The organism is Ruegeria lacuscaerulensis (genome assembly GCF_013034685.1).
Lineage (GTDB): Bacteria > Pseudomonadota > Alphaproteobacteria > Rhodobacterales > Rhodobacteraceae > Ruegeria > Ruegeria lacuscaerulensis_B.
Genome location: NZ_WQGO01000006.1, coordinates 348,361 through 374,782, shown reverse-complemented (window position 1 = coordinate 374,782; position 26,422 = coordinate 348,361). Strand labels below are relative to the sequence as shown.

The 26,422-nt window shown below is 51.9% G+C and carries 27 protein-coding genes and 1 tRNA gene; 16 read left to right on the top strand and 12 right to left on the bottom strand.

Going from position 1 to position 26,422, the window contains the following annotated elements:
• Positions 1 to 56: 56 nt before the first annotated feature.
• Positions 57 to 1,937, bottom strand: coding sequence for a tetratricopeptide repeat protein (locus GOV80_RS17100; protein WP_170786528.1), 1,881 nt, complete (start codon positions 1,935 to 1,937; stop codon positions 57 to 59).
• 208 nt (positions 1,938 to 2,145) lie between these two features.
• Between GOV80_RS17100 and GOV80_RS17095 the strand changes: the two genes are divergently transcribed.
• A complete protein-coding gene (locus GOV80_RS17095) occupies positions 2,146 to 2,778 on the top strand; it encodes a tyrosine-type recombinase/integrase (protein ID WP_170786525.1) in 633 nt (210 codons plus the stop codon).
• A 205-nt stretch (positions 2,779 to 2,983) separates the two neighbouring features.
• Here the strand turns inward: GOV80_RS17095 and GOV80_RS17090 are convergent, their stop codons facing one another.
• The 4 genes from GOV80_RS17090 to GOV80_RS17075 form a co-directional block, all read right to left on the bottom strand.
• Positions 2,984 to 3,652 carry a hypothetical protein gene (locus GOV80_RS17090; protein ID WP_214648044.1) on the bottom strand — a complete coding sequence of 223 codons (669 nt, stop codon included), beginning with the start codon at positions 3,650 to 3,652 and terminating at the stop codon, positions 2,984 to 2,986.
• A 354-nt stretch (positions 3,653 to 4,006) separates the two neighbouring features.
• The gene (locus GOV80_RS17085) at positions 4,007 to 4,987 is read right to left on the bottom strand and encodes a CobW family GTP-binding protein (protein ID WP_170786522.1); all 981 of its coding nucleotides are present in this window, start codon (positions 4,985 to 4,987) and stop codon (positions 4,007 to 4,009) included.
• 4 nt (positions 4,988 to 4,991) lie between these two features.
• Positions 4,992 to 6,464, bottom strand: a complete 1,473-nt coding sequence (gntH, locus tag GOV80_RS17080) for a guanitoxin biosynthesis MBL fold metallo-hydrolase GntH (RefSeq protein WP_170786520.1) — start codon at positions 6,462 to 6,464, stop codon at positions 4,992 to 4,994.
• A gap of 10 nt (positions 6,465 to 6,474) precedes the next feature.
• Entirely contained in the window at positions 6,475 to 6,708 is a 234-nt protein-coding gene (locus GOV80_RS17075; RefSeq protein WP_170786518.1) for a hypothetical protein, read from the bottom strand.
• A gap of 99 nt (positions 6,709 to 6,807) precedes the next feature.
• Between GOV80_RS17075 and GOV80_RS17070 the strand changes: the two genes are divergently transcribed.
• Complete coding sequence (locus GOV80_RS17070; RefSeq protein WP_170786516.1) at positions 6,808 to 8,142, top strand: tetratricopeptide repeat protein; 1,335 nt, start codon at positions 6,808 to 6,810, stop codon at positions 8,140 to 8,142.
• Between the two features lie 434 nt (positions 8,143 to 8,576).
• Here GOV80_RS17070 and GOV80_RS17065 read toward each other — a convergent pair whose 3' ends face one another.
• The 3 genes from GOV80_RS17065 to GOV80_RS17055 form a co-directional block, all read right to left on the bottom strand.
• Entirely contained in the window at positions 8,577 to 9,113 is a 537-nt protein-coding gene (locus tag GOV80_RS17065) for a hypothetical protein (RefSeq protein WP_170786514.1), read from the bottom strand.
• Positions 9,097 to 9,867: a hypothetical protein gene (locus GOV80_RS17060; RefSeq protein WP_170786511.1), complete on the bottom strand. Its 771-nt coding sequence runs from the start codon at positions 9,865 to 9,867 to the stop codon at positions 9,097 to 9,099. Before GOV80_RS17060 ends, GOV80_RS17065 begins: the two co-directional genes overlap by 17 nt.
• Before the next feature lie 73 nt (positions 9,868 to 9,940).
• Positions 9,941 to 10,456 carry a DUF805 domain-containing protein gene (locus tag GOV80_RS17055; protein WP_170575351.1) on the bottom strand — a complete coding sequence of 172 codons (516 nt, stop codon included), beginning with the start codon at positions 10,454 to 10,456 and terminating at the stop codon, positions 9,941 to 9,943.
• Positions 10,457 to 11,016: 560 nt separating this feature from the next.
• Between GOV80_RS17055 and GOV80_RS17050 the strand changes: the two genes are divergently transcribed.
• The 8 genes from GOV80_RS17050 to GOV80_RS17015 all read left to right on the top strand — a co-directional run bounded on the left by GOV80_RS17050 (position 11,017) and on the right by GOV80_RS17015 (position 16,372).
• Complete coding sequence (locus GOV80_RS17050) at positions 11,017 to 11,316, top strand: hypothetical protein (RefSeq protein ID WP_170337109.1); 300 nt, start codon at positions 11,017 to 11,019, stop codon at positions 11,314 to 11,316.
• 300 nt (positions 11,317 to 11,616) lie between these two features.
• Positions 11,617 to 11,979 carry a hypothetical protein gene (locus tag GOV80_RS17045; RefSeq protein ID WP_170470484.1) on the top strand — a complete coding sequence of 121 codons (363 nt, stop codon included), beginning with the start codon at positions 11,617 to 11,619 and terminating at the stop codon, positions 11,977 to 11,979.
• A 55-nt stretch (positions 11,980 to 12,034) separates the two neighbouring features.
• Positions 12,035 to 12,649: a hypothetical protein gene (locus tag GOV80_RS17040; protein ID WP_170408626.1), complete on the top strand. Its 615-nt coding sequence runs from the start codon at positions 12,035 to 12,037 to the stop codon at positions 12,647 to 12,649.
• Between the two features lie 52 nt (positions 12,650 to 12,701).
• On the top strand, positions 12,702 to 13,007 hold the full coding sequence (locus tag GOV80_RS17035; protein WP_170418736.1) for a hypothetical protein: 306 nt from the start codon (positions 12,702 to 12,704) through the stop codon (positions 13,005 to 13,007).
• 42 nt (positions 13,008 to 13,049) lie between these two features.
• Positions 13,050 to 13,223 carry a hypothetical protein gene (locus GOV80_RS17030; RefSeq protein WP_157054209.1) on the top strand — a complete coding sequence of 58 codons (174 nt, stop codon included), beginning with the start codon at positions 13,050 to 13,052 and terminating at the stop codon, positions 13,221 to 13,223.
• Positions 13,224 to 13,343: 120 nt separating this feature from the next.
• Positions 13,344 to 13,988 carry a protein-tyrosine phosphatase family protein gene (locus GOV80_RS17025; RefSeq protein WP_170786509.1) on the top strand — a complete coding sequence of 215 codons (645 nt, stop codon included), beginning with the start codon at positions 13,344 to 13,346 and terminating at the stop codon, positions 13,986 to 13,988.
• Between the two features lie 19 nt (positions 13,989 to 14,007).
• On the top strand, positions 14,008 to 15,441 hold the full coding sequence (locus tag GOV80_RS17020) for a hypothetical protein (protein ID WP_170786507.1): 1,434 nt from the start codon (positions 14,008 to 14,010) through the stop codon (positions 15,439 to 15,441).
• The gene (locus tag GOV80_RS17015; RefSeq protein ID WP_170786505.1) at positions 15,431 to 16,372 is read left to right on the top strand and encodes a metallophosphoesterase family protein; all 942 of its coding nucleotides are present in this window, start codon (positions 15,431 to 15,433) and stop codon (positions 16,370 to 16,372) included. Before GOV80_RS17020 ends, GOV80_RS17015 begins: the two co-directional genes overlap by 11 nt.
• Here GOV80_RS17015 and GOV80_RS17010 read toward each other — a convergent pair whose 3' ends face one another.
• Positions 16,373 to 17,152, bottom strand: coding sequence for a DUF4956 domain-containing protein (locus tag GOV80_RS17010; protein WP_170786503.1), 780 nt, complete (start codon positions 17,150 to 17,152; stop codon positions 16,373 to 16,375).
• A 160-nt stretch (positions 17,153 to 17,312) separates the two neighbouring features.
• Here GOV80_RS17010 and GOV80_RS17005 point away from each other — a divergent pair, with 160 nt between their 5' ends.
• Positions 17,313 to 18,245 (top strand): SdiA-regulated domain-containing protein, encoded by a 933-nt coding sequence (locus GOV80_RS17005; RefSeq protein WP_170682776.1) that lies wholly within the window; start codon positions 17,313 to 17,315, stop codon positions 18,243 to 18,245.
• 88 nt (positions 18,246 to 18,333) lie between these two features.
• Here the strand turns inward: GOV80_RS17005 and GOV80_RS17000 are convergent, their stop codons facing one another.
• Positions 18,334 to 20,238, bottom strand: a complete 1,905-nt coding sequence (locus GOV80_RS17000) for an autotransporter family protein (RefSeq protein WP_170786502.1) — start codon at positions 20,236 to 20,238, stop codon at positions 18,334 to 18,336.
• A gap of 1,181 nt (positions 20,239 to 21,419) precedes the next feature.
• Positions 21,420 to 21,617, bottom strand: a complete 198-nt coding sequence (locus GOV80_RS16995; RefSeq protein WP_170408632.1) for a DUF3955 domain-containing protein — start codon at positions 21,615 to 21,617, stop codon at positions 21,420 to 21,422.
• 123 nt (positions 21,618 to 21,740) lie between these two features.
• Here GOV80_RS16995 and GOV80_RS16990 point away from each other — a divergent pair, with 123 nt between their 5' ends.
• Together GOV80_RS16990 and GOV80_RS16985 are read left to right on the top strand one after the other, a co-directional pair.
• Positions 21,741 to 22,517, top strand: a complete 777-nt coding sequence (locus GOV80_RS16990) for a 2-keto-4-pentenoate hydratase (RefSeq protein WP_170408633.1) — start codon at positions 21,741 to 21,743, stop codon at positions 22,515 to 22,517.
• Between the two features lie 60 nt (positions 22,518 to 22,577).
• The gene (locus GOV80_RS16985; protein WP_170619612.1) at positions 22,578 to 24,098 is read left to right on the top strand and encodes a DUF2779 domain-containing protein; all 1,521 of its coding nucleotides are present in this window, start codon (positions 22,578 to 22,580) and stop codon (positions 24,096 to 24,098) included.
• 85 nt (positions 24,099 to 24,183) lie between these two features.
• Here the strand turns inward: GOV80_RS16985 and GOV80_RS16980 are convergent, their stop codons facing one another.
• The gene (locus GOV80_RS16980) at positions 24,184 to 25,158 is read right to left on the bottom strand and encodes an adenylate/guanylate cyclase domain-containing protein (RefSeq protein ID WP_170619611.1); all 975 of its coding nucleotides are present in this window, start codon (positions 25,156 to 25,158) and stop codon (positions 24,184 to 24,186) included.
• A gap of 465 nt (positions 25,159 to 25,623) precedes the next feature.
• Between GOV80_RS16980 and GOV80_RS16975 the strand changes: the two genes are divergently transcribed.
• The 3 genes from GOV80_RS16975 (at position 25,624) to GOV80_RS16965 (ending at position 26,422) form a co-directional block, all read left to right on the top strand.
• Positions 25,624 to 25,717: transfer RNA gene (locus GOV80_RS16975), tRNA-OTHER, on the top strand.
• A gap of 19 nt (positions 25,718 to 25,736) precedes the next feature.
• The gene (locus tag GOV80_RS16970) at positions 25,737 to 26,243 is read left to right on the top strand and encodes a eukaryotic translation initiation factor 4 gamma (RefSeq protein WP_170585306.1); all 507 of its coding nucleotides are present in this window, start codon (positions 25,737 to 25,739) and stop codon (positions 26,241 to 26,243) included.
• Positions 26,243 to 26,422, top strand: coding sequence for a hypothetical protein (locus tag GOV80_RS16965; RefSeq protein WP_170408637.1), 180 nt, complete (start codon positions 26,243 to 26,245; stop codon positions 26,420 to 26,422). The genes GOV80_RS16970 and GOV80_RS16965 overlap by 1 nt, the downstream gene beginning before the upstream one ends.

Here is a 26,422-nt window from a genome sequence, read left to right as displayed (position 1 = left end):
TGCTACCAAAAGTGGAAACCGCGCATACAGCCAGTATCCGGGATATGAAAACCTTTCTATTCGGGCAATCCACCAGCAACCATCGCACCAAAATACCGGTCCTGGTCCTCAGTATGCATAAAGGGTGTGTTTCTGTGTGTAGAAACACGGAAGTCCGGCCGGATTTCGAGTAATTTCTTTGCTTCAACCTGTGCATCTTCCAGACGTCCCATTTCAGCAAGAGTTGCGACCAAGATACGGCGCGGAGGAAGCGACTTTGGATAAGTTGAGATACCGGTTTTTGCCAGCAGAATTGCCTGTTTGTAATCTCTGATTAAGAAATGAGAAAGTGCCGCGTTAAAATTGTACCAGCCGGGATAACGCGGGTTGACCTTTTTTGCCTTGTTGTTCCACTCAATCGCTTCGGCTGGCTCACCCATAAGCGACCGTAGAAAGCCCATACCATATAGAACCTCAGGATCATTGGGGTTCTCCCGTATTGCCCGCTGAAATGCCTGGTATGCGAGTTGATGATCGTGGTCAGCAAACAAATGTAGCTGGCCCAAGCGGTGTTGAACGCGATAGTCCGATTGATCCAGTTCCAACGCACGCTGTGCGTGCCTGCGGGCTTTGTTCAGCGCGGTTTCTGGATCGTCCGACCCACCAAAGCGCCAAAGACTAAGGTAGCGACCGCTCAATTCAATATGTGCAGAAAGGTAGTCTGGATCGAGCACTATGGCTCGTTCCAGTAGTTCAATTGCCTCTTGCCGACTCGCAGTATTCAGCAGCTTGCTTTTGGCGACAGCCCTCAGAAAAAGTTCATACGCTTCTAGATCATCGGTTGGCCGTTTCCTAAGCGAAGCGATTTCTTCTTCCTCAACTACAATTTTTAGGGTGGATGCGATTTCCCGAATAAGGTCGGCCTGAGCGGAAAACAATTCTTCGACGCCAACGTCATATTGTTCCGACCATAGAGCGTGCCCCGACTCTGTCTCTATCAGTGTTGAGTTAATCGAAATATTCTCGCCAACGCTCTGAACGCTACCTGACAGAACATATCGCACACCGAGCTCTCGACCTATTTCTCGCGGTTTGGCCAAGCTGTCCGCAAAGGTAATCGAAGTAGAACCAGCAATCACAAATAGCTGTGGAAACTTCGAAAGCTGCGTCGTGATTGCTGCTCCAAAACCTTCTGCCAGATAGCCGACCTCTTCAATTTTTGAGCGGTTCTCAAAGGGCAAAACGACGATGGACGGTTCGTCTGGGATGGCAAGCGCAAACTCCTCTTGTTCGGTCAGGGGTGCCGCATCTCTGGATCGCCACCATACGACCGAAACCAGCACCAAACAGATGCATGCTGCACCGATTAGAGTTGGCACCCACTTGGATATCGTTGGTTTCGTATGCGCAATTGGTTTTGATAAAGCCAAAGCCTTGGCCTTGTCATCCAGAACGATTTCGAAGGCTCGGACTGGTCTCCCTATGTTTTTGACTTCGGTCTCACCCAGATCCTCGAAATTCAGATCCAGCTTGTCCTGTACCTGGTCCCTTACGCTGCGGTGAATGCAAATACCTCCAGGCTCAGCCAAGCCTTCAAGTCGAGCGGCGACATTGACGCCATCACCATAAATGTCTCCATCCTCGGCAATCACATCTCCGATATTGATGCCGATCCGAAACACAATTCGTTCGCTTTCTGGAACGTCCGAATTTCGAGAGAGCATTTCGTTTTGAACAGAAACGGCAAATTTCATTGCCTGTACGGTGCTTTCGAACTCCAGTAGAGCACCATCACCTATCAATTTGATCGTCTTGCCACCATAACTCGCCGCAAAGGGGTCAATGAGTTCAGACCGATGCGACTTTAGTGCTGCCAGCGTCGCTGCCTCATCGCGTTCCATCAGTCGCGAGTAGCCCACGACGTCAATACTCAAGATAGTGGTAAGGCGGCGTTCCACTCCCGTTCTCCCCTAGACCCAAGATTATCCATCCTGATCTATTGAATCCATAGTTCTGCTATTCGCCCTATACCAAATCGCATATTTGAGGCGCCGGTCAGGCTTCGACAAAGTCAGATTTTTCATGACGGAGACCAAGCATGGTAACCAATAGACGCTGACACTGTGTGGGCGATGAGGTGGTGCGTGGCGGTGTGGAGTATTCGTCATGCAAGCTTTAAATCTACCCGTCATTCGAGTTGGCCGATCTGCGTGGAACAAAGGTCGGGTTATTGGCCAGAAGCGCCCGCTTTTGCCAAGGCATGTCTGGGCAATACGCGTTCGCTTAGAAATTTCAGAAGATCATAGGAACTTAGCACTCTTCAATTTAGCAATAGATAGTAAGCTCCGTGGTTGCGATCTTGGTCGCCTTAAAGTTGTAGATGTATTTGCCGCTGGACAAGTAAAGGAACGCGCGTCTGTCAACCAAAGCAAGACAAAGATACCCGTTCGTTTTGAAACTAGTAGTGGTACGCGAAACTCGCTTTTGAATTGGCTGAAACAACCTGCGATGAAAAGATCCGAGTACTTGTGGCCAGGGCGTTTTCAGCATCGGCTGCATATTTCTACTCGTCAGTACGCGAGGTTGGTTCAGTCATGGGTCGCTTCGATTGGGCTTGATCCCAGCCAATATGGGACCCATTCAATGCGACGCACAAAAGTGGCGCAGATTTATCGTAGAACAGGTAACTTGCGAGCAGTGCAGCTATTGCTTGGTCACACCAAGATGGACAGTACAGTGCGTTACCTGGGTGTAGACATCGAAGACGCACTCGCCATCGCGGAAGCCACCGAGGTGTGATCCATCAGGCCGCTTTCGAGCGGCCTTTTTTGCGCGAACCCCGAGAGTAGAACTATCAGCCCAAAGCGGACCTTCAAAACCGAGTTTGCAATGTCCGAGAGGCGAACAAGTCCGTTCATTCGCATTTACCGCTGCAATACCCGCAACCGGCCCGGCCGGGCATTTTCGGCTAAAAGTCCATTCGAACAAACCTTAAAGCAGTTTGTTAATTGGGTTTTGAGACAAATACGCTGGTTTCAGGGTTCAGATCATCATTCGGGTCTGTCAGAATACCAGCCGGGAAAGACACCGAGATAGGTCGATCCTTTGTATCAAGGCAGAGCATGTGGTTATTGTCCCCGTCACCCAGATCGGCAAGCGCGGCGGGCGTAACTGTGCGTTGAGATCCTTCTTCGGCCTCTACGATGATACTGTACAGATCACGTTCCACATCGCCAGGTTCCTTGCCGTTCGCCAGCGTAACGCCACCCGCCCAGGTTACCCTAATGGCCTGTACGATGTTGTCACTTGGACAAAGGCTTCCTCTGGTTCGATGTGGCCCCAAATTTCCGACCAAAGTCCAATCCTCGACAACCTCGGCAAAGATCATTGAGGGGCCGTCTTCCAGCGGAGTCACGGCGACAGTGGCACCGCGAAAATCAAGTGTTCCATCGATGGAATGAAGATGTCCAATAACTTCGACTGCAACCGGTGCATCCTCGGAGGCGTTCCCAAAATCCCCGATGAGAAGCACCGTGCGCAATTCACCGGGATCAGTAGCAGGCAACACTGACGCGCAATGCATTGTTCCGATCTGGCCTGACTTTGTTGCGACTCTGAAGTCACCAGCCTGCAAAGTTTCCAGATCTACCTCGGTTGAAAAGATGACAGGCATCCCGTCTTTGCCCCTGGAACCTCTGCAAATGAGATTTGCTACGCGGGGCAACGCCTCAAGCCCGTGGAACGCGGAAAGCAACTCGGCATCTTGTCCTCCAGCTGAGCTCGGTAGTCCGAGGTTTGAGGTTGTATCTTCAAGTTCTCGACTTGAGACGTCCTGCGCGCGCACAGCCGTTCCCGACAAGGCAATCGCAGTGGCAAGTGCAAGCAATCTGATCGCTTGGCTCCATTTCCTAAACTGCTTAAGCAATAGGGTATTTCTCCACATTTGGTCCTCGGCGTTGCGGGCTTTCGAGCTGTTACGTGTTGGAATTCAAGAAACACACGCAAACAAATTTTGTCGAACTTGCCTCTATGCGCTTGCTAACAACGTATCGGAAAGCTCGTATTCCGAAAGAGCTCCGGGTGCACCTATTGCAACAAGCCTTGTTTCGGGTTTTCGGTGGCCCCATGCGCCATCCCTTGCGATGTCCATGCGTTTTCCGACAACCTGTACAAGAATGCGATGATCTGGATCCTCCTCGCTAAAAACAAAGCCCTTCAGGCGATAAACGTCGCCAGGAAGCTTTCGAATTGCGCTCCGAAGGGAAGACAAGCTTATCGGGCTTTCAGCTTTCATCATAGTTGTTGAGAAGCTTTCCGAGTGATCAGAATGGTGGCAACCACAATCCGGTCCATGCTTGTGATGATCGGGTATTTCTGTTTCGAGCTGTTCGGCGGCAAAGCGGCCAACAGAAAGAAGAATATCCAGTGGGACATCCGCATTGACAGCTTCGACAAGACGATACCGACGGAAGCGAGACCCGAGCCAATCGTGCACCCTTTGAACAGCCGCCCTGTCGACGAGGTCGACCTTGTTCAAAATAACCATGTCCGAGAACGCGATTTGACGGAGCTTCAGTTCCATTTGTTCCGGCGCAGAAAAGAGCTGTTCAGCATCGACCAGGCACATAAGGCTGTCCAAGCGGATCATGTCCCGAAACTTCTGATCGGTGAATGTCATTGCAATTGATGACGGGTCCGACACTCCGCTTGCTTCAAGGACGATGTATTCCGGTTTCTCGGGCCGGGCGAGAACGGCTTCTACCGTTTCGATCAGGTCATCTCGGATCGAGCAGCAAACGCAGCCATTTGCCAAACTCATCACATCATCCTCGAGACCGACCACCAAGTCGGCGTCAACATTTATTGATCCAAAGTCATTCACCAGAACCGCAACCCGCAACCCGTGATTGCCTGTCAGGATGCGGTTCAAAAGTGTTGTCTTACCGGCTCCGAGAAAGCCGGTAAGAATCGTTACGGGGATTGCAGATGACGACCCAAACTCGATCATGTCGTTACTCCGCCTTCTTCTTGCGGTTTGGGATGACGTCATCGACCTTGATTACGAAATCACTGGGCCACTCTGGATCGGGGGCTCGGAATACGTCAGCTGGATAGTATTCCTTGGGATCAATCTCCATATCGCGGTATTTCTGGTCCTGCTGTTCGGCACGTGATGATCGCGGTGCTGGCGGTTTGATTTCATCCGGCAACGTGATCTTGCCTTCTGCTTCCATCTTGCCCAATTCGCGGAATGGCGCGACCGAGCCAGATTTTCCGGGAAGCGTCGCCTTCCGATACCAGATTGCATCCTTGGTTACGTTGACGACGGCGACATCCAACCCCCAGGCGAACAACCCATCATAATGGGCTCGGATTCCCGCGAGCATTTCGGCATCGATATCCTCGTCTTGCGTATAGTGGGTCACCATTGCAAGCCGTGGGCGCGCCTCAGCCATCATCTTACCAACAGCGTAGTGAGAAGTATGGTGCGTATCGATTGTGTAGTTAAACAGCTCTTGAGGCAGACCGTATTTGTAGGTCATCAATTGCCCGATGTCCTGTCCCGACATTTCGGTCACAAACACATCGACGCCTTTTCCGTATTCAAGGCTCAGTTCATCGGGACGTCCATCGCCGGTCCAAACAAAGCTAAGCCCGTTCCAATCCAACCGATATCCGACAGCGCCGTCCTTGGCATGGCTGCGCGGCCAGGAACGTATAGTCACGCCATCTTCATCATAGACGATGCCACCTTCTTGGCGGAAATCGAATTCATTGACTTCGATCTCGTAGCCATCGCCGATTGGGAAAACATCGAAAGCTTCGAGATGCCATTTGAGCATCTGCTGCATACCTTTCACCATTCCGGCTGTACCAAGCTCGGGTGTCCGACCAGATGGACCGTGAATGCGCAGCGGTGTGTACCCGCCGGACCAAGCCCGAAACGGGTAGATGTAAGGAATGTCGGCATAGTGATCGACATGCAGGTGCGTAATGAAGATGTCGTTGATCAACTGACCCGGAACCTGCATCCCGATAATGTTGCGGACGCAGCCCGAGCCGAAGTCGAAGAAGAAACGCTTTCCGTTACCCAGTTCGACCATGATACAGGTGCCAGCCTGATCTTCGCGGGGCGGAAATGGGGTGGAACCACAGAACGATATCCGCATTTCGTCGGGCCCGAGGTCCTCGGATAGCGGGAAATAATTCGCGTTCGAGCCTGTCATGTATTTCGTGGGACGGAAGTACTCGGGCAAAGTGATACCCCCGGCAGGCCGGCCGCCGTACGGGTTTTTTAGGCTTTCGCCTAGTGGTCCATCGCTGGGGTGTGCCTGTGCAGCTCCTGAACCGTAGCTAACTGCGCCGGTTGCGACCGCACCTGCTGCCAGTCCCTGCATAACGTGTCGCCGGGAAGGGTTTTCGATGTCGTCAGATTTCTGGGTTTTTTCGTTCTTAAGTTCTTTGCCGTTGTCTTCTTTTGTCATGGCTGTGCCCTTAGTTGGAAATGCTACGAAGGTTGCGCTTCACCATCCGGCGAAGCTCGTTCACGAGTTCCGATCTGATGTGGGCCCATTCCGCGCGTTCTGTGGCTGTGATCGATGTGTCATCCAACAGCGCAGTAACTTTCCTTAGGTCCTCGATTGCCTCGCTGAGCAACGCATCCGTTTCGGTACGCCCTGAAAGCGCATCGGAAAGATCTGGAAGCTCGTCACTCAGTTCCCAAGTCACTGGATAATCCCCGGTTCCCACTATCTATTCTCACATCAAGATGAGTGCGGTTGACGATATACGCCAAGTGAGTCACCGTGAGTTGGGGGTGAGTTTGCTTTGAACCAAGCTAATGAATTGCCGATAGATCAAGATGTTGCACCGCCATCGCCGGAGCTTGTCCGACAGGCACTTCAGAGCGTTGTTTCCAGCGTCGTGTTCCGGGCTTCGCCTCGACTCCAGCAATTTCTTACTTACGTGGTCGAAGAGACTCTCGCGGGTCGTGGCGCCCAGATTCGCGGCAAAGCAATCGCGGTCGAAGTCTACGGCCGGAGCATTGATGGCACCGGTGGTCGGAATCTTGTCCGCGTCGAAGCCAGACGGCTGCGTCGACTGCTACATGAGTTTTACGAAGATCAATGGGATGGTGAGGGAGTTCGAATTTTTGTTGATTCCGGCGGATACAAGCCACGGTTTTCGCAAGCAAGGACGACAAGAGGCGACAACTCAAGGGTTCAGGACAGCGATCTGCTTGGCGGGCATCGACGTCTACGGCAACTGCTGCCAATTGGGCTGGGTTGCCTAGTGTTGATTGCGGTGGCTGGCTTTTGGTTCACTCGGGATAACAAGGTGGTTTTGCCCACAGCTCAATCTATCGAACAGGCTGAGCGAACTGCTCTTGGTGAGCAATCTTTGACAAGGCTTCAGGCGGCTAATCTTGCGGATCAAGCCCGAGGGATGTTTTTTCCTGTTTTTGATATCAAGCGCCAGCAAATAGCACTGGGAATGTTTCAGCATACCGCAGAGCTCGACCCCGCACTCTCCGACGGTTATGCCGGATCGGCACAGGTCCTTGCGACTTTGGCCATGCTGTCCCCTGACAAGGCGCAAAGAGATGACCTTTTTAGCCAAGCTTCCGAGATGTCGGAAAGAGCGCTTGATCTATCTCCCACCGATGCGTGGGCAAACGGTGCAAATGGTTGGGTACTGGCCACCCAAAACAAACCGGTCGAGGCTGTGAAATATGCAAGACTGTCGGTCGAGCTTGCGCCGAATGATGGTCATATTCTGGATCTTGTTGGCATCACCGCTATCATGGCGAACGCTCCGGATCTTGCGGCTGAGGTTAGCAATCCAGAAAGACTAAGGTCAGGATCGGGCCGCTTTGGCGCACGAAATATTTGGGGTGTATCGCAACTGATGCTCGGGAACTACGAGAAGGTTGTCGAGGCTTTTAAAGGAGCGCCCGCAGCCGGTGCGCCTGTAAGTGCTCCTTCTCTCCTGTTCCAAGCCGTTGCGCAGGATCAGTTGGGACATACCGAAGAAGCTCAGCGACTTATCACCGAAATGCGCAAAACGTGGCCGGAGTTTCCATCTGAGTTTCTCGCCGGCAGGATCTTCCACAATAATGACGCAACGCGGCAAGCGATACTTGATACTCTGATCAGATACTGATGAAACGCGTCGCATGGTTGGGTATGCAAAGTCTGCTTTCTGCGCATCGCAGACCTTCGCGAGAATCCAAGGTTCCTTAGGGAGGCCCTTTGTGGGATTGAGCAATGCAAAGGGCCATAACCGCGACGACTAAGCCATATACTGATTGAATTCGTCGCTAATGCAGACAAACGCGTAGCGCAAAACTATGGGCGAACTACGCAAACTTATGGGGTGCGCGAAGTGTTATGCGCAAACCTACAACATCCTGTAGGTGCGCTCATAACGCTGCATTCCCAACATTGTTTTCATTGAAGAAAATCTGGGAATCTTGCCCATAACTCTGCGCGGTATTTGCGCATAAGATTGAACGATTTGCCCATAAGTTTGCGTGCCACGGAGAACCTATCGAACAAACCAGCTGCTGTGGCTTATCTGCAATTTTCAAATGCAACTTATTCCCAATCGCCAGCAGATGAGCGCCACGTCTTAGCGTCCGCATCCCAAATACTAGCGGTGACGCAAGGCGTTGGGTTTATTCCGTCGCAATTGGATCCATGAATATCCGCAACAACAACGCGTTGACGCCCAAAATCAACAACCGTCCAGCCCTGGTTGAGCAAGGATTGAACCTCCTCTTCAATCAAGAAGTGCGACATGCATCCGCCAGTTCCGCAGTAAAGAGATGCGGTGCTCGAACACGCAAAATCAGACTCATTCAAAACCCAGTCGCGTTGTAGATCTCCGTCGAGATCGACCCTTTCAACCGCGCCCCAATCTAAGTCAAACTGACCGTTGTTGAACTCCGCGCATGCCCGCATCGCCAGATCAACCTTTGCTCGCAAACCGGTTGGAAGTTGCGAAACGTCAGCCGCGACAACTGGTGAGGTCCAAACCAGGTTCGAACCAAGCAGGATCGCAGATACCAAACGTTTCAAGTAGCTTGCCAATTGGGAAGCCGGTTGGAAGGTGGCTTCAGTTGCATTGTTCATACCTGTAGTCCCCGTATTCCAGCCAGTTTGCCGAGCCTTCGTTAAAAATCAGAAATTCGGACCTGTCTTCCCCAAGCAGGGCGACAACAAATCCCGCCGGCGGCTCAGAGTTTCCGAAGTAACTGTAGACCGTCATGGCTCTGATCGAATCGCCGTTAACCGCTACTCGCGCGTCCCACTCCCCCTCTGGATTGTCCAGAATTACATATTCGATTTGGCGTTTTATCGCTCCGCCACCACAATAGACAATGCCTTCGGGTGCTTCGTAGGAGGCCCCTTGGCTAGCACCTGAATCGCAGGCGGAACGAAGGGACCGAATTGCCGCGCTGGAACCTTTTAAGTCAAAGATTCCGTAGCTGACATCTTGATCAATCATCGACAGATTAACCGATGCATTGGCCGCAAGCTGGTCCAGAACAAAACCATAGTCCGGCTGACTATTGAAACTGACCTCGACGGGATAGTTGTCGACGATCTGCACGGCAGCGTTTTCTGCGCCAACCTGAAATGCTCCAACTTCGGTGGTGCCGTTCTTCAAGAAACGAATGGAAAGCCCCTGCTTGTCCGCAATGTCCTGGCTGTCCTCGAATCCAGCCGGAGCAAAGCGAATACGGTCACACTGAAGTTCCAGCGTCATGTTTCCTGTCTGAATAAATGCATTGGGGTTGGGCCCGGAGCTGAACGACCACTCCGCTGATGCTGTGGTCGCCACTGCCATCAGTAGCATTCCAATGGAAATGGTTTTGCAGCTCATTTTTTCTCTCCATTGAGTTACGGTTCGCACTGTCGTTCAGCAGAAGTTCCAGCCAATTGCCCGGACAGCCAGATCAGGAAACAGGTTCGCCGTATTCGTTTGCGCCTTCTTGGGAAGGTCGTGTCAGCCACCAGATCATCAGAATGGACAGAACCAATTGAAGGATTGAGACAACAACAATACCGGTCACGCCCAGGACGGCCGCAGGTCCTCGCAATGCATCGGGGTTTTCGGTCCCTTGCTCCAATACCGAAAAGAACGCTACCCCACCCAGCATAACAAATAGCGTTGTAATGCTGAGCGCCATCGGCAGCAGCAAATACCAGCCAGGTCGTCCTGTATCATGCAGCCTTCGCCAACCGGCGGCCAGCATAGGTATGAGAACAGCCAGCTGGAAAACAGAGGACAGGACCCGAGATCCCTGGCCTGTTTCGGGGTTGGTCCCGAATATAATCGTATCCAGCACAGCTAAGGCAGCACTCACGACAACCACAAACAAGAAGAACCACCAGTATTCTGAGCGTATAGCCCGACCGGAGAACTGGAAGTATTTCGAGAAACACGTCTTAACGGCTTCACCAAATCCCATCTTTCAATCCCTTCATTGTTTTTGTGCGGCCTCAAATCGCTTCGCCGCTCAGGGGAACACACTCGTAGCTCCCACTTACTTTTTTGTTTGAACGCAGAGGCCTATCGTACGAGAGCGTAGAGAAACTTACGCGCGGAAAAAATATTGATTTATTAGAAATTAGATTCAAACATGCGAATTCGACACAACTTTATTTTACCTCCGTTATTGTCGTTGCTGCTCGCTGTGCCGAGCCCTTCCGACTGCTGGAGTGAGTGCTGGCGGTCGGAAGGCACTTTACAATGATTGAGCGCTGGGAGGACGCGATGCTCAGACTAAACGTACTCGCCCTCTGTCCAGAGTTTGCTCTAGCATTTGCCAGTGACGTCATTCGGCCTTCACACGTTATTGTCGGCCCCGATAGTCAACGAAATATCTTCCCGCCGACCAAGCCCCCCGCGGCAAGTTTTGGGAATGGTAGTCACAGGATCAAGGTATGTTCAATTGGCTGCACAGACGCGGGAGCATCAAACAAGCGCATCCAATTTCACTAATTTCAAGGGAACCAGAGGGAGAAGAAAATGTCTAACAAGATGGTGATGATTGCAGGCGCCACATGTTTCGCACTGCTTGCGGCCTGCGACGATACGAGTACATCAAGCGCGTCCGCCGAGCTCACGCCGGCTCAGCAGGCGTGTTTGCGAGATGTAGCTAACACGACGAACAATTCGCAAGTCGTGGTGCTCTCATCCGCGTTTAGCGAGGCGGGAACACAGGTCACAGTCGGCGTTGGCGAGGATCGTGCTCCTTGGAATTGCATTGCTTACAGTGATGGCGCGACAGCTGGTATCGAGTTCCTGGGCGACGAAGGCGCATTGTGACCTGTCTGCTGCGTAGCTGAAAACGGCTGCGCAGCACTGGCTTGATCAGCTGAGGCTCGACTTGGTTTGTAGAACCACCATCATCGTATTCGCGGTCATGTACCTATTGGCGTTGGTTGCATTCTTGACGGGCACATTTGGCTGGTTGGGACAGGAACGAGACCCTTTGTCCGGAGTGTTCCTGCTGCCGTTGGGACTACCTTGGATACTTGTGGCGGACTTATTTTCGGATTCCGCCAAGCCGTGGTTCGCGGCGATTGCTCCGGCGCTCAACCTGTTAGCGCTGGTTTTGATTTGCAGATGGGCACGCAGATTGCGCCAGTAGTGGTGGCTGAACTCTTTCTCACCAAAAGGGAGGAAAACATGGGAAAAGTAATCTTGGGAATTGTGATCGGGCTCGTCCTCGGCGTGGTTGGGGCGATGACCTTGGGTGGCGGGGCCGCGGTGGGTGTCGGCGTTGCGACAGGCTTGTCCGCCGGTGTCTGCACCACATTGAAAGGAGCACAAGCTGAGAACCTTATCACCGCCGAGCAAGCGGATCAGATCCTCAACCGCGTAAATTCGGAAATGGCGTCACTGCAAGGAATTGAAACGACGGACGAGATCGTCGGCAGCGCGCAGGCATGCGATGAATTTCTGTCAAAGTTACGAGACGCGAAGTGAGGTTCCGCTTTGTACGGAACAAAACTCTAAGGATCAGCCAGCAAGGGACCATCTGATGAAATTCGCTGTACTCAAATTCCTCGCACCGATGTTCGCAATCGCAGGCACGGCTTCTTTTGCAATGTCTGAAGCAGACGACGCGTGTATCGATCATTTGCGACAGGTTGGAGGACCAGACGGTCAATCAGGTACGATTGAAAGCTCAGAGTTCTCAGAAGCGGGCACGCTCGTCATGCTACGAGACGCAGGCGGAACACTTTGGCGCTGCATCGCGTACAAGGATGGTAGCATCGGCGAGATGTCGGTTGTCGAAGCGATGGATGATGGCGGTGGAGCCATGGCAGGCGCCGCCGGGTCTACTGGTAGCCAACGTGTCAAATTCGATGCTGGTTCCACCGGCGCCGAACTCGTTGGTGAACTCGCGCCCGGAGCGTCACAGCAATATGTTCTCGGGGCAAAAAACGAACAGTTTCTTTACGTCCGCGTTGCTCCGCGAAATGGCTCCTTAGACTACGTTATTCGTAACCCCGATGGTTCTGAACTGTTGGGATTAATGTCGGCGGACAAGGAGTATCGAGGGCAGCTTTGGCAATCTGGTGATCATGTTGTGGAGGTTATCAATCGCAGCAACTCTTCCGTCGGCTACAACGTAATTTTCGGAATTGAATAGGTGATCGACCAGAAGCCCTTGAACACGTTCCCAAAACAGCCAGGAAAAACACATGAGAACCAATGTCCTAATGGTGATCGGCGCGGTATGTATTTCTGCACTTGCAGCATGCGAAGAGAGTGGCGGATCGGTGGATGCAAGTGCACCAACTGTGGGCAGCTCTAGCGATCTTTCGCCATTTGAAGGGGCAAGAGCGGGCCAAGCTGAAATGGGCATCCAAAGTCTCGGATTTGAACTCATCCGAAGCGAAGGGCTGACCTCGTACTGGTTTAACAAGGATACAGGTGCATGTGCTCAGATCACGACGTCTGAGGGAAGGTACTCAGATGTAGCTATGCTGCCATCAGGTGACTGCTGACAAATTTCCATCAATCCCAAATCCAAGAGAAGGAGCCCAAACTTGCAATTCGACCTGGCACACGCGGCGGTCATCGTTGTCGCCTTAATCATCACTAACCTGGCATTGAAATCGGCTGGCGTGATCAACGAAGAAAACAAGCACCAATGGAACTGGAAAGTTGTTCTAGCCTACTTCGTAGTCGTCGTTATCATCAATCTCGTGTGGCCCATCTAAAGTTTCACAGCGGAAAGCTATTTGCCCACTTGATATGGTTGTCATGAACTAGCCTTTCCGAGAGACTATCAGGTCGCAAGAGTTTGAGCATTAAAGGTTCAAGAATAGAAAGGATTTGGCATGCGGTTTTTGGCGTCCCTCATATTCATTGGTGTTCTCGCAACCGCTGCGAATTCTGACGTGACCAGTCGAAATGGCGGTCCAAGCAAAAGTCAAATGCTTTCAAAGGGTGGTGACGGAGGCATTGATGGTGTCGCTTTCTTTCGCCCAGTCTTAAGCGGAGTGTTGTATCGATCCGGTTTCAAGGGCGGCGACAAGGATCGAACTGGCCTAAGTGAAGGTCAACGCGAAACTCTGTGCGGCGAAGGGTTTTCAACCGGGTTTTATGCCGACTTCGGCAAAAACACTGAATACGGTCGCACCAGCTGCGGAAACGGATCCTTTGACTATCAGAGCGCCAGATCCTCTCGACCCGATGCTGTCATGGCGTCCATACACGAGGTGATTAAAAACCCTGGAAAGGGCCCTGTTCTGGTGCACTGCATGTGGGGCGTTCATTCCTCAGGTGCATTGTCGGCGATGGCGCTCGTTCAGTTTTGCGGTTGGACAGAAGAAAGGGCCAAGGAATATTGGAATGATGCCCGAAACGGAGCCCCTTGTTCAGGCGGGTGCGACCAGTGGATTGACTCAAAATTTTCCAACTTCAGTGTCGACCCAAAATTGAAGATCTCCAACGAGCAACAGGCAGCGATTTGCCCCAAATGATATTGGGAGGACTATCCAAATGAAGTTCAATCTTCTGGGGTCACTTGCTTTAATTGCACCCACTGTCTTGTGGGCGAACGACGATGTTCTCGGTGAAGCCACGACATTTGATAGTCCCAACGGCGTTACTGAACGCTGTATTCGGATCGAAAAAGTTCCAACGGGCGAGTATAAGAAAAGCGATCTTGAGGAAGAAACGGCCTATTGCGAGATCGATTTCTATGCCTCCGAAATTGCTATTTGCCCAAAAACCTGGAGCACCAGCCCAGGAATGGCAGTCTACGATATTTCGGAAGGACCTTACGTGGGGAACCGTTCTGAATTCGAGAGAAACGCTTGCAAAGAGGGGAAGGCGGCAAAAGATCTGGCTAAGGACAGGGTGGCTAAATTCAAGTCCACCATGAACCAAAAAGGCACCAGTGGAACCTTTTCCACGTCTTCACTGCTTTACTATCATTTCTCCAGATATTTCGACGCGACTGTAAAAGTTCCAGTCGCTGTTTGGCGCAGCATGGACGCCCAGGCGCATTTTTCCGAGGTTGCCGAACCTGGCCTTGCGATTTCCGGTGGCTCTCATGGCGGGCGCATGAACCATGAAGGCTGGCGGGTCTTCGCAGCTGCGGATTCCGACCCGAACTCATACCAACCGACAGATGATCTGTTCACCTCGGATCGAACGCAAATTTACGGTGTACTGCTTGACAGTCCCGGGCATCGATACGGCTCGGAAATCAACGGCACCCGCAAATCTGGTTGGGGGAAAGGTCAGAACCGCGATTTTCAGGAAACCCCCGCTTTCTTGGCTTTGCGATCTTCAAAACCCTTGCTAGAGGCCATTGCAGAGGGCGTGAAAGAAGGCCGAAAAGACCGGATGATCAACAAGGATCTCGGTCCCGATGTCAGTGACCAACAGATGGCATTTTGGATGCAAGAACTGACCGAGATTGTTCTCCTCGACTTTATCTTTAGCCAGCAGGACCGCGTAGGAAACATAGACTTCACACCCTATTGGTATTGGGTCGAAGACGGAAAGCTGAAGCACAAGAAAGCCAAACACCATGAGCCAAACGATGGAGATATTCCCGCCGACGCATTATTGATCCGTCGCAGCAATCTAAACGACAACGATGCTGGTGGGCGGGTCGAGTATGCCAACTTCGCGAAATCCACTCAAATGCTGGAGAAAATGCGGCACTTCTCTCCAAGCGTGTATCGGCGCTTGGTCGCTTTGAATAGTGATCTTCAATCTCAAGGTCCCGTCTACGGCTGGCTATCGCAAAGCCTTGGGTTGTCAGACAGGCAGATTGCACAAGTTGTAAAAAACACCGAGCTGGCAACGTCCATTCTCCAGGACAATTGCTCAAATGGCGATTTGATGTTCGACTTGGATCCTGTCGCATTCTTTTTGAGAAACAACACCGAGGTAGAGACAGTGGATTGCAATGACCCGTAGGCTTTCTACGCTTTTCGCGGCGTTCATTTGGACCACTCTGATCGCCTGCAAAGCGGCGGCATTGGATGTTATCGTCATATCGGATCTGAACGGCAGCTATGGTTCGGTGAAATACGATGCCCGCGTCGACAAGGCGATTAAGCGGATAGTCGAGATTGATCCAGATCTGGTGATTTCGACGGGCGATATGGTCGCGGGACAGCGCATTCCCAACTTGTCAGACAAACAGGTCAGAGAGATGTGGAAGGCGTTTCACGAGGCCGTATCAGATCCTTTAGAGGCTGCCGGCATTCCATTTGCGGTCACACCAGGAAACCATGATGCCTCCGCCTACCGAGGGTTCGAGCGTGAAAGAAAAATATACGCAGAGGAATGGACTCCGAGAAAACCAAGCGTCGACTTCCTGGTTTCGGATGACTACCCGTTCTTCTACGCATTTGAGATGCAGGGCATTACGTTTGCGTCTCTGGATGCAACGACCCTGGGCCCGCTATCCGGTGATCAGCAGGACCGGCTACAGGAACTGGGTGCAGACGGGGACCCGATTGTCACTTTCAGTCACCTCCCACTTTGGCCCTTCGCGATCCAGCGCGAGCGCGAAATCATCGGTGATCCGACACTTGAAAAAATCTATTTGGAAAGCGGTGTCGTTCTGCATCTGTCAGGCCACCATCATGCCTTCTATCCCGGTTGGAAAGACGGTGTGGCTTATGTCTCTCAAGCTTGTTTGGGAGGTGGTCCGCGGCGGCTTATTGGCGATAGCGCCAGATCACCTCACAGCTTCACTCATGTTACGTTCCAGCCGAACAGAGAGTTTGGGATAGCAGTATATCGAGGACCCGATTTCGAAAGGTCGGTAAACTTCAAGTCGCTTCCGAAAGAGATCAGATCCCCGAATGCGGTGCTGAAACGCTTAGACCTTGTGAAATGACTAGAGGTTGAGTTTCAGCTCAACTTTTTCAGGGACCAGATCGTTTATCATCTCTTCTATCCGGGCTTCTGAAAGCCCTCCCGAGGTGATGAAAAGCAATGAGACGCGAGACTTTCCGGGGACGTGGTGTTTTCTGACCAGCTTCCAGCCAGCGTCTGCGGCCATGGCTTCAATGGCTCCGCTGACTTTCAATGAGTGCTCTTCGTCTGAAGCCTTGAGCGAAATTTCCACGCCCTTGTTTCGCCCACCGAGCCAAATGAAACACCAACATACAACCGCCACCAATGTGGCCATCAAGGGCAAGCCCAGCCCTACCGCCAGCCCAAGCACGGTCACTATAATCATTTCCACCGTGTCGACCGGGTCATCCATATTTGATCGGAACCTCAACAGGGCTCCTATTCCAAAGATCACGAACCCGATCATTGACCCGTGCTGAACCACCAGAAAACCAACCGCCATGCCGATAAGCGCATACAGGAAGAAAAGCCTTGGCATAACTATGTCGCGGACGCTTCTACGGGCTTTACGTCTCACCGGATGATAGACGATCAAGCCAGCCAGAATGATCGTGACGATCACATCGAGAGTAAAGAAATACAGTTCCTGTTTGCCACGAAACTGCGTCCACCGGCGTTCGATAACGATTTCTGACCCCGAAGCCCCGGCCAGCATCGTCGCAGGGTCGACTTGTGACACCGCAGCACCTGGCAACAGCAGCATCAACAACACGGTCACAAGTGTGAGGGTCGTATTCAACTTGTCTTCCTTCCTGCTCAAGCCAAAGGCTTACGCTTAACAAAAGCACATCGTGCCCTATTCAATTCAATCGCAACAGGCGGGATCAGGTAAAGAGATTACAGTGCATTCTTCGGACATCGTATCCGGACTGTGATACGAACGCTGATACAGGGATGTGGTCCAAGCGCGAGAGAATCCAATGACAGAAAACAGAGTGTTTTCGTCAAAAGCTGAAATTTCACGGTGTTTCTGCAAACTTAGACGACTCGCTTTTACGGCCAGCTTGGTTGCGGCAGCCTTCTTGCCTTGGACCGATTTTGCCTACGCCGAAAGTGCTGGTTTGGTTCTGGTCGATAAATTCAAGGTGGCAGACAAATCAGAGGGATTTTCAGAGCCTTCCGGCTTGGCAATGTCTAACGCTGAAGGCTTTTTGTGGTCTGTAAGTGATGCCGAACCTAAACTGCACCTACTCGGAGTCGACGGGGTATTAGGAAACTCTTTCAAGTTGCCAGGATTGGCAGGATCAGATTTGGAGGGTGTTGCGCCTCGAAAGGATGGGTCTGTTTTGGTGCTTCAAGAAACTGACCGATCAATCCTAGTCGTTCACCCAACTGACCCCATTCAACTGACGACAATACCTCTCGCATCTCTTAAAGGTTACCCGACCGCCGCTGCATTACTCGTCGGCAACCCTTTGAACAAAGGACCCGAAGGCATCGCCGTTGACCCGAAATCCGGGCGGGTGTTCGTTGGCATTGAGGGACAACCAAGGTTGTTAATGGTGTTATCGCCAGAGCTAGACGAAATTATTGAGATCATTCCTTTAGCCCGCGATGCAGGTTTTATCTCCGAGCGTGTAGATGATGATGAACTGGATTTGAGTGGCCTGGCATGGTCTCGGTCCTCGCGTTCTCTTTGGATTGTGAGTGACAAAAGCCGTCAGATCTTCGTCTACAATCCAAAATCCAAGTCAGTAAAGTCTATCAGTTTGACGTTCACAGAAGATGGCGAACAAAAGGAAGTTAAACATCCCGAAGGAATCGCTCTCGATGAGACCAAAGGGCTTCTCTATATCCTGACAGACGATGCCAAGAAATCGCGGCTTTATGTTTTTAATATCCCCAAATTTTGATCGCTAGAGAATGAAGTTCACACCGCCACGATAGCTTCCGCAAGTTGTTGCAGCTAGCTTACCACTCCTCTTCGTTGGTCCGCCCTAATCAGAACCGAACGCTTAAGTTTGCACCGAGGCCATGTTCTTGGCCGTTGGAGCGAACTGAATAGCCATATCCTGCCGTTAGTCTGGCCAGATCAGAGATCTGATACCCTAGCCCCAGACCAAGAACGAAGCCGTTTGCTCCTCGGTTTTGACCGACTTGCGTGAACGTGCCAAATATCGGGCTTGTTACAGTGATTTCGTGCTCATTGTCCTTGTTGGCAAAGAAGTCATATTCATACCGGGCAAAGGCGATTGGGGTTAGCAAACCATTCGCTGTCAAGACGTCCCGTTGGTAGTCAACTCCAATGGAAGCGACCAGAGACTCTGCGTTCGCTTTTTCAATAGAGTAGTTGAAATCGCCGCCGCCGGTTTCTGTGCCTGAGCCTTGTTGGATGCGCCCGTAGTTCAATCCAAAAACCGTAGAAACCCTAGCACCGCTGTCCAGGCTAAACAGCTTCCGTGCCTGGATCCCGGCGTGGATTCCCTCTTGGTCCAAATCTGACTTTGCTTCGCCTCCTGTAAAGCCATCAACAGAAGGGTTTCGCCGCTTGGCGTCGGTTTCACCGAACATGTAACCGATCAGCCCAGAGAACTCCCATGTTCCGGTTGTTGTGCGCCCATAGACGCCCACGTGATAGCTGTCGGTCGAAAAGTCCTGATCGACTTGATCGTGTTCATCCATGGAGGATGTCCCGAAGCCTGCGTAAACGCCGACCACACCTCTATTGGTACTTGCGACATCCGCTCCGACCAAAATGGTGCCCAGCGAATAGTCGAATGTCCCAAGGCCGTTACTTCCATCAACGTCCCCGCTCACATAGGCTGTGTCGATCCACCAGCGCCGGTCAGAGCAGTCGATTGCGCCGCTCGGTCTTTGGGCCGAGTCGATGTCGCCAGATGCAACGGGTTGATCGTCATTGCTGAAGCCGACCGCTTGATACTTGCGGCAGTCAGCGTGACTCAGCACTGTGTTGGTTATCAGGTCTAATTGCTCCAGCCCAACGGTCAGGTTCGAGGAATAGGGTTCGGCGTGCACACGGTTAAACCCAGCCAGGCCTGAATTGGTAAGCGTGTTTACGGCATTGCCCAAGGTTGAGCCATTGGTCAGACCGGTTCCAGGTGACATGTTTGTGGTGTTGGCCACCGCGCCAGCGAGATTGCTGGCATTTGGCGAATTGGTAACTGCTGGGTTCTGGGGCAAGCTTGTGACCGGTTGAGCAGTGAATGCGATATCAATCTGACCATCAGTGGTCGGCGTGTTGGCTATCGTCAGATTGGACAACGCTGGAAGAGATCCTCCTGCAACGAGCGTGGGTGAGTTCCCATCAAAACTTGAGGCTTGAAATACCGTGTAGTTGTTGCCGGCTGCATAGTCCTGCGCTGTCAGGCCGGGCCGAGCAGCTTCGACTTGTATGGTGGCGTTGTTGATACCAGTGACTGCGTCTGTTGAGGAAACCAGATCCGCATTTTGTACCGCTGCGGGGTCGACTTCCGACAAAATCGTCGACCCTGCATCGAAGGAAATTGCACTATTAATATTCAACGTCCCAATCGAGGAGCCCGGTGAAAGAACAGCGCCATTTCTCACGTTGAAATTGAATGCGTTCACGGTGCCATTACCGGCCAACGTGCCAAAGTTGTTAAAACCGGGCGTCGTCAAGCTGCTGGATGCGTCAAGCCGAAGCGTTGTGCCAGCACCGATCACAATATCGCTGGTGGCCGACATTGAACTGTTGGTCAGTGTAAAATCAGACGCTTGAGCGCTTCTTGTCTGAATGTTGATCACACCAAACGCGATTTCCGTCGCGTTTGTTACTGTCAAGTTATCGTAAGTTAACGGCGTGTCTGATTGGAAAAATACCTCGGTTGGGTCAACATCACTCCCATTTGCGGGCGCAAATGTCATGGACCGTCCTGATCCTATCGAAGTCCCCACAATATTGACTCGTAGTTTGCCATTGATTTGCGTCGTCAGGGCCTCCCGTGAAACAAAGTCGCCGCTCCCAGCCGCGACATCGACGTTCAACAAAGTCAGTACCGATGCTCTGTCTGGATTTTGACTCTGCCCCGGGACATACAGCTCAATTTCCCCAGAAGGCGTTATGGTGGAATTACCAATCAGAAGCGCCGTGATGGGCCCGTTTGGAATTGGCAGGCAGGTTTTCACAGTAGAAGATATCGTCTGCCCGCTAAGAATGGTCTCTGTTCCAGCAGTATATTCTTGACGGGGAGCACCAACTTCAACGCAAGATTGCGAACTTTGGGCCTGTGCACTGGTTGGTGACATTACAAAAGCGAAAGCTACGAATGTGGAACTCGCCAGAGTGATGCGCTGAGCAATTCGACTTAGTGGGAACGGCCTATTGTTTGTCACTAACTTTCTCCTCTCGCGGTACAAGCGAAGCTACCTCAACTTAGGACTTGAAAAACAAAGTTTATCTTTTTGGATTTTTTGTTGTGGCATATGAGCAAGCTCACAACACGGGAAGGTCTGCGCAATGCAGACCTGCTCGTGCATTTACTGCGAGGCAAGACAAGCCGGGTTTTACATTCCGACCATACCCACCTTTGCGTAAAAGCAATCGCAAAAGGTCAAGCCTTGAAACGATTTTCCCTAGCTTGATGGGCGCTGAACAGCGCCATTGAGTATAGGCATGGATCATTGGATTTAGGAGTCGATAGCTAAGATCAATGCAGATGCTCACCGCTCCGCCGATACGCACCTTCTCAAGCTAGTAGGCCAAAACTTCTGGACCGAGATTGATCTGATCGAGGGAGCGTCCCTTATTCAGAAACTCGACGAAACCAATTTGAAGTTTGAGTTTCAGAATTTGCCAATTTTCGACAAGATCTGAAAGCTGGTTGACTGACACCAAGAGAATGAAACAATAAACTGAGCAATGACACGGAGTACGAAGATACTGTTGGCGCTCACCGTATTGACGGTCGGGTTATGCATGTTCCTAGCGGGACGTGCGGTCGAACGTTACCAATATGAGGAGGCCTGCCTAGACTTGGGCGGAGGTCGCCATCCTGGAGATTACCCGATTTGCGTTTTGGAACAGCGTTCTAACTGACGGACGCGTCTCAGTCACGCGGTGATTGGAACAACGAAACTACGAGCACAACGACGCCAATTGCTGCGAGAATGAAAGTCAGCGGCAAAAAGAAGCTTTCTTGCAGAACGCCGTTTGGGTCGACACCGCCATAAAACAGGTGCTCTGAAAGCCCACTTAGTGCTGCAAGGAAAAGGATGACGATACCAAAAAGGCGAAGTTTGGTCATGTCAGGTCTCCAACGGAATGGGCCAATAGTTAGCATCGTTTTTCATACCTGTGAATTGAGGAGCCTAGTTCTTCAATACCTTGATTGCATCGCAATCCAGCCGTAGGCGCGTATAATGCGAATATGACAAGAGATATTGAAGCTAACGCTAAGACAATCGCTGATGCCCTGACCTCTGCCCGGCAGATACCTAAACTGTCTTCAGAGGCAGGACAGTTATCGCTGGATGACGCATATTCGATTGCTAGTCGTGTCCGCGAGATTTTGGGCAAAGAAAGAGTTGGCAGAAAAGTCGGCTTCACGAACCGCACGATTTGGCCTGTTTATGGTGTGGATCAACCCATTTGGGGAGAGGTTCACTCAGATGGGCTGTTTTCGACTGATCAGCCGGTAAACTTGGCAAGGTATTCAGAACCGAGAATCGAGCCAGAAATCGTACTTGGCCTCGGCGATGCGCCGACGGCTGAAATGAACAATGAACAGTTGGCAGGTTGCGTGGAGTGGGTCGCTCCAGGGTTTGAAATCGTGCAATCGATTTATCCCGACTGGAAATTCTCAGTCGAAGATTCAATCGCAGCACAAGGATTGCACGGCTGCCTTGTTCTTGGCGACAAAATCGCGGCGACGCATGATGTTTTGATCGGCTTGGCCGAAGTGCCACTAGCATTGTTCAAGGGCACCGAGGCCATCGAGTCCGGCAAAGGTGAAAACGCGCTTGGAGGCCCAATTGAAGTCCTGGCTCATCTTGTATCTCTGCTCTCCGAAGCCGACCAGCTTCAGGGAGGCGAGCTGGTTACAACCGGTACTTTGACAGACGCATGGCCAGTGTCTCCGGGTGAAGAATGGTCAGCTGGTTTTAGTGGCGTGATGGACACCGAGCTATCGGTACGATTTACATGAGGCTTTGATAGATTGGTGACGCCGACTGCACCAAAGAAAAGTTGCTCTCAATAGCTGACCATGATGGTCTTCCACTGGTTCCATCAATTCTGGGAAGCAAATTACACGATGCTATCCAAATCAGATTACATGATGTTTCTCAGGCACCCTGCCTGGCTATGGATCAAAAAACACGCCAGGCATCTGTTGCCGCCAATTGACCCCTCATTGCAAGCACGCTTTGACGAGGGGCACGCGTTTGAGCCTTATGCAGAGGAGCTTTTTGGTGATCTCGTTCGCCTCGGTTTTTCAGATTTTTCTGAATACCAAGCTCTGCCTGCACGCACTCTGGATGCTTGGAGAGATGGTGCGAACGCCGTGGCTCAGGGACGCTATGAAGATGGAACCATAACTTGCATCTCCGACATCGTGAGCCGCAGCGGCGATGGGTACGTTCTGACAGAGATCAAGAGCGGGACTTCTGCAAAGCCCGAACACACTTTTGATCTCGCATTCCAGCGTGTCGTGCTTGAGGCAGCGGGGTTCCCCATTGCGCGCTGCGAAGTGGCACATGTGAACCGTGATTACGTCAGAAACGGCGAAATCAATCCGCAAGAGCTTGTCAGCATCACTGACATCACGGATGCGGTGACTGAGCAGCTCGAAAAAACACGCACGCGTATCGATCAGGCATTGAGCGTCGTTGCCAGCGGTACGATGCCTGACCCGTCCCCCGAACGTGCGCGCCTTAAATCCTACGGTGAATGGCTGGAAATTCGCGAAAAACTCGACCCACCTCTCGCGCAGGACAGTATCCACCGCCTTCCGTTCATGAATTCGGAAAAAGCCTCCGAACTCATCGCAAATGGGATCACAAAGATTGACGAGATCAGCGATCCATTTGTGTTGGGCAAGTCGACGCAACGCTACTTGAGAGCCACGGCGAATGGTGGGCGCACAATCGATCATCAGGAGTTGAGCAGGTTTCTGAGCGAGATTGTCTATCCGGTTTATTATTTTGACTACGAGACGTCTCAGAGTTTGCTGCCACCCTGGGACGGAACGCGTCCCTATCAGCAAGTGGCTTTCCAGTATTCCTTGCATGTCCAGCATGAGCCTGGCGGAGAAATTGAGCACAGGGAGTATCTCCACCGAGACGCCAGTAACCCGATGCCAGCCTTGCTGAAAAGGCTTCGTGAGGACATAGGAGACGTTGGCTCTTTAGTGGTTTGGTATGCGCCGTTCGAGAAATCGCGCAATACGGAAATGGCGGAAACTTATCCAGAGCATGCAGAGTTCCTGGAAGGCCTAAATGCACGCGTTGTAGATCTGATGAAGCCGTTTGCGGATGAAGTGATCAACGATCCTGCGTTCAAAGGAAGCGCCTCTATCAAGGCCGTTCTTCCAGCGTTTTTGCCAGAACTTTCATACGATGATCTGGACATCAAAGAGGGGGCGAGCGCGTCTCGCCTTTGGAAGGACGTAACACTGACCGAACCGGATGATCCAGCGCGCGAGAAGGTCTATTCGGATCTTGTGGCGTATTGCACGCGCGACACTTGGGCAATGGTCGCAATTCATCAGGAATTGCTGGCGATGTGAGCTGTGGCGCGAACCTCAAAACAACTGGCGGTGCTGCTCCCCTACGAGACTAGGCGATTTGCCGGAGTTACGGCGCCCCCAAGACTTAGTCTTGCCAATCCAGCCGATACAAAACGTGGTGACCGCGTAGACCTTTCAGGAGTCTGGGTTCTATTTCAGAAAAAGAGAAATCGGTTCGTCCTCCGACCATAGCGCGAGTCGCATCTGAAACGAGTATCTCGCCTGCCGCACCAACGGTCGTTATGCGTGATGCTTTGTTGACCACCGTACCGAAAAAATCTCCACGAGATTGCACGACATCACCAGTGTGAATTCCAATCCGAACATCGAAAGATGGCTCCGCGGATACCGATGCAATGGCCTTCTGAATCTTGATAGCGGCCGTCAGTGCTTCTTTCGCGGACGGAAAGACGGACAACGTTCCGTCTCCGAGGGATTTCACGAACTGGCCATGATGCTTTTCAATGATCGCCGCCAAGACTTGGAAGTGGTTTTCGATCAGCACCGACCAACGCTGATCGCCCAACGCCTCCGCCAACGTTGTACTGCCTTCTACATCAGTGAAAAGTACCGAAGCCAAACCTTCGGTTTGGACCAGCTCGGGTCCATCTTCACGCGCAGCATCAACCAATTTTTGGATGGCTAGCTGTTCCTTACCCACGAGTTCAATATTTGGAGTGGGCACTGAAGCGTGGCGATTGATGATCTTCCAAGCCGCTCCCTCCAGGACAAAAATCAGGACGGTGCGGTAAAATACGGCTTCATCAAAGCCGACAAACTGAATCTTATGGACGAAGGATGACCATCCCGTGTCTCCGTTTTCGAAGGCCTCAGCTTCAACTTCTTCGAAAACGACGGGAGCAGGGATCTCCGCGAAAAAGCCGCTAACCCCATCGCGAACTGCTTGCCCACTCCAAAACTCTCCTTCGCCTGTCCCAACAAACCGTAGTTCATCTACCTTCGACAGAAAATCCTGCAACTCGTCAGTATTCTTTTTGGTTCTGAGTATTTCATACCAACGCCTCGAAACTGCCAGCAGTTCAGGTGAGGAACGTATCATCACAAATGACTCGAGACGCTAAATGGATTGAAACTTGCAAGGTTTTGCAACCGGTATCTCCATTTTTCGAAAGATGCAGGTCAATGCTGCCGCTGAGGTTTGGTCAGATCAAGACTTTTGTATTTCGCCAGAACGGAGCGCATAAGACGCAGATCAAAAGACGCACGTCGGCTCAGAGCGACCTATCGACGGAGTATCTGAGTTCGAGTCCAGGTCACAGGGCATCGAATCGTTTCGCTGTCTGAGAGCTACTCGACGCTGTACTGACCCGCAAAATAGGATGCTTCATTCTTTTTGGCACACGCTAAGCTAGAAGGTTCCCAGAACTACGCGGTGAATTTCGAAGTGCAGCAAGCGCCGTCTTGACATGGCTATGCGAACTGGTTCAGCTTGCGGTCATGACGTACACACGCATCCACTGCCATCGAATATCGGCCTGAGGTCGATAACCCACGCGAAATCCGTGGGAGGCAGCATTGGTATGCGGGCGAGGCTTATATCCTTGTAATTGCTCCAGATTAGAGTGCACGAGTCGGTTCGATTCCGACGCCTCCTACCATCCTCAGGAGGTGTCCGACATGGCGGGCGACGTCACGAACGCAATTGATTTCAACGACATCAAGCAATCGGTCGAGGAGAACCTCGGAAGCACACCCGAAGGCTGGTCCGGCTTGGTCACGGTGCTCTTCACAGAGGTTAAGGAATACTGCGATCTGAAGGGTGCCACCTACCCCTTTGTCCTTCAGATCAAAGAGAAAATCGGCGAGCTCCGCATCTACCACCGGTGTGATGATCGACAAATTCAGTCGATGATCGCTGCGACGATTGCGCGTGCAAATCACAGCTGTGAACGATGCGGGAATAGTGCCGAGACCCAACTTCTGGACGGCTGGTACAAGACACTTTGTTGCTGGTGCGCGCATGATGTCGCGAGCAAGCGCCACCCGAAAAGGAAGAGGCTTTTTGGCGTTCGAAAAAAGCCTACTCGAGATCGAATGACCTGCTCAGTTTGTGGCTATTTCGGTCAGATCGACCGAACGGATGACCGTAATCGGTGCCCTGCGTGCGTGAAGAAGGAATGGTGATGACCGCCGAACAACAAGTGACCTTCAATAAGATTATGGAAGACTACGATGATGAGAACTACGCCCGGAAGCTCATGAATACGGGCTCACTGGCCACCGGTCATGTCCCGCTGATTGCCCTTTGCCAGATCTCGAGAGGGGTCTTCCATCTCAACAAGACCAAGTTCTGGAGAATGTGA

Bases quoted from the DNA above. Each gene is read 5' to 3' on its own strand.
- GOV80_RS17095 (WP_170786525.1), top strand. From the start codon at position 2,146: ATGCAAGCTTTAAATCTACCCGTCATTCGAGTTGGCCGATCTGCGTGG.
- GOV80_RS17090 (WP_214648044.1), bottom strand. From the start codon at position 3,652: ATGCCTGTCATCTTTTCAACCGAGGTAGATCTGGAAACTTTGCAGGCT.
- GOV80_RS17085 (WP_170786522.1), bottom strand. From the start codon at position 4,987: ATGATCGAGTTTGGGTCGTCATCTGCAATCCCCGTAACGATTCTTACC.
- gntH (WP_170786520.1), bottom strand. From the start codon at position 6,464: ATGACAAAAGAAGACAACGGCAAAGAACTTAAGAACGAAAAAACCCAG.
- GOV80_RS17065 (WP_170786514.1), bottom strand. From the start codon at position 9,113: ATGAACAATGCAACTGAAGCCACCTTCCAACCGGCTTCCCAATTGGCA.
- GOV80_RS17060 (WP_170786511.1), bottom strand. From the start codon at position 9,867: ATGAGCTGCAAAACCATTTCCATTGGAATGCTACTGATGGCAGTGGCG.
- GOV80_RS17055 (WP_170575351.1), bottom strand. From the start codon at position 10,456: ATGGGATTTGGTGAAGCCGTTAAGACGTGTTTCTCGAAATACTTCCAG.
- GOV80_RS17050 (WP_170337109.1), top strand. From the start codon at position 11,017: ATGTCTAACAAGATGGTGATGATTGCAGGCGCCACATGTTTCGCACTG.
- GOV80_RS17045 (WP_170470484.1), top strand. From the start codon at position 11,617: ATGGGCACGCAGATTGCGCCAGTAGTGGTGGCTGAACTCTTTCTCACC.
- GOV80_RS17040 (WP_170408626.1), top strand. From the start codon at position 12,035: ATGAAATTCGCTGTACTCAAATTCCTCGCACCGATGTTCGCAATCGCA.
- GOV80_RS17035 (WP_170418736.1), top strand. From the start codon at position 12,702: ATGAGAACCAATGTCCTAATGGTGATCGGCGCGGTATGTATTTCTGCA.
- GOV80_RS17025 (WP_170786509.1), top strand. From the start codon at position 13,344: ATGCGGTTTTTGGCGTCCCTCATATTCATTGGTGTTCTCGCAACCGCT.
- GOV80_RS17020 (WP_170786507.1), top strand. From the start codon at position 14,008: ATGAAGTTCAATCTTCTGGGGTCACTTGCTTTAATTGCACCCACTGTC.
- GOV80_RS17015 (WP_170786505.1), top strand. From the start codon at position 15,431: ATGACCCGTAGGCTTTCTACGCTTTTCGCGGCGTTCATTTGGACCACT.
- GOV80_RS17005 (WP_170682776.1), top strand. From the start codon at position 17,313: ATGACAGAAAACAGAGTGTTTTCGTCAAAAGCTGAAATTTCACGGTGT.
- GOV80_RS17000 (WP_170786502.1), bottom strand. From the start codon at position 20,238: ATGACATTTGCGCCCGCAAATGGGAGTGATGTTGACCCAACCGAGGTA.
- GOV80_RS16995 (WP_170408632.1), bottom strand. From the start codon at position 21,617: ATGACCAAACTTCGCCTTTTTGGTATCGTCATCCTTTTCCTTGCAGCA.
- GOV80_RS16990 (WP_170408633.1), top strand. From the start codon at position 21,741: ATGACAAGAGATATTGAAGCTAACGCTAAGACAATCGCTGATGCCCTG.
- GOV80_RS16985 (WP_170619612.1), top strand. From the start codon at position 22,578: ATGATGGTCTTCCACTGGTTCCATCAATTCTGGGAAGCAAATTACACG.
- GOV80_RS16980 (WP_170619611.1), bottom strand. From the start codon at position 25,158: ATGATACGTTCCTCACCTGAACTGCTGGCAGTTTCGAGGCGTTGGTAT.
- GOV80_RS16970 (WP_170585306.1), top strand. From the start codon at position 25,737: ATGGCGGGCGACGTCACGAACGCAATTGATTTCAACGACATCAAGCAA.
- GOV80_RS16965 (WP_170408637.1), top strand. From the start codon at position 26,243: ATGACCGCCGAACAACAAGTGACCTTCAATAAGATTATGGAAGACTAC.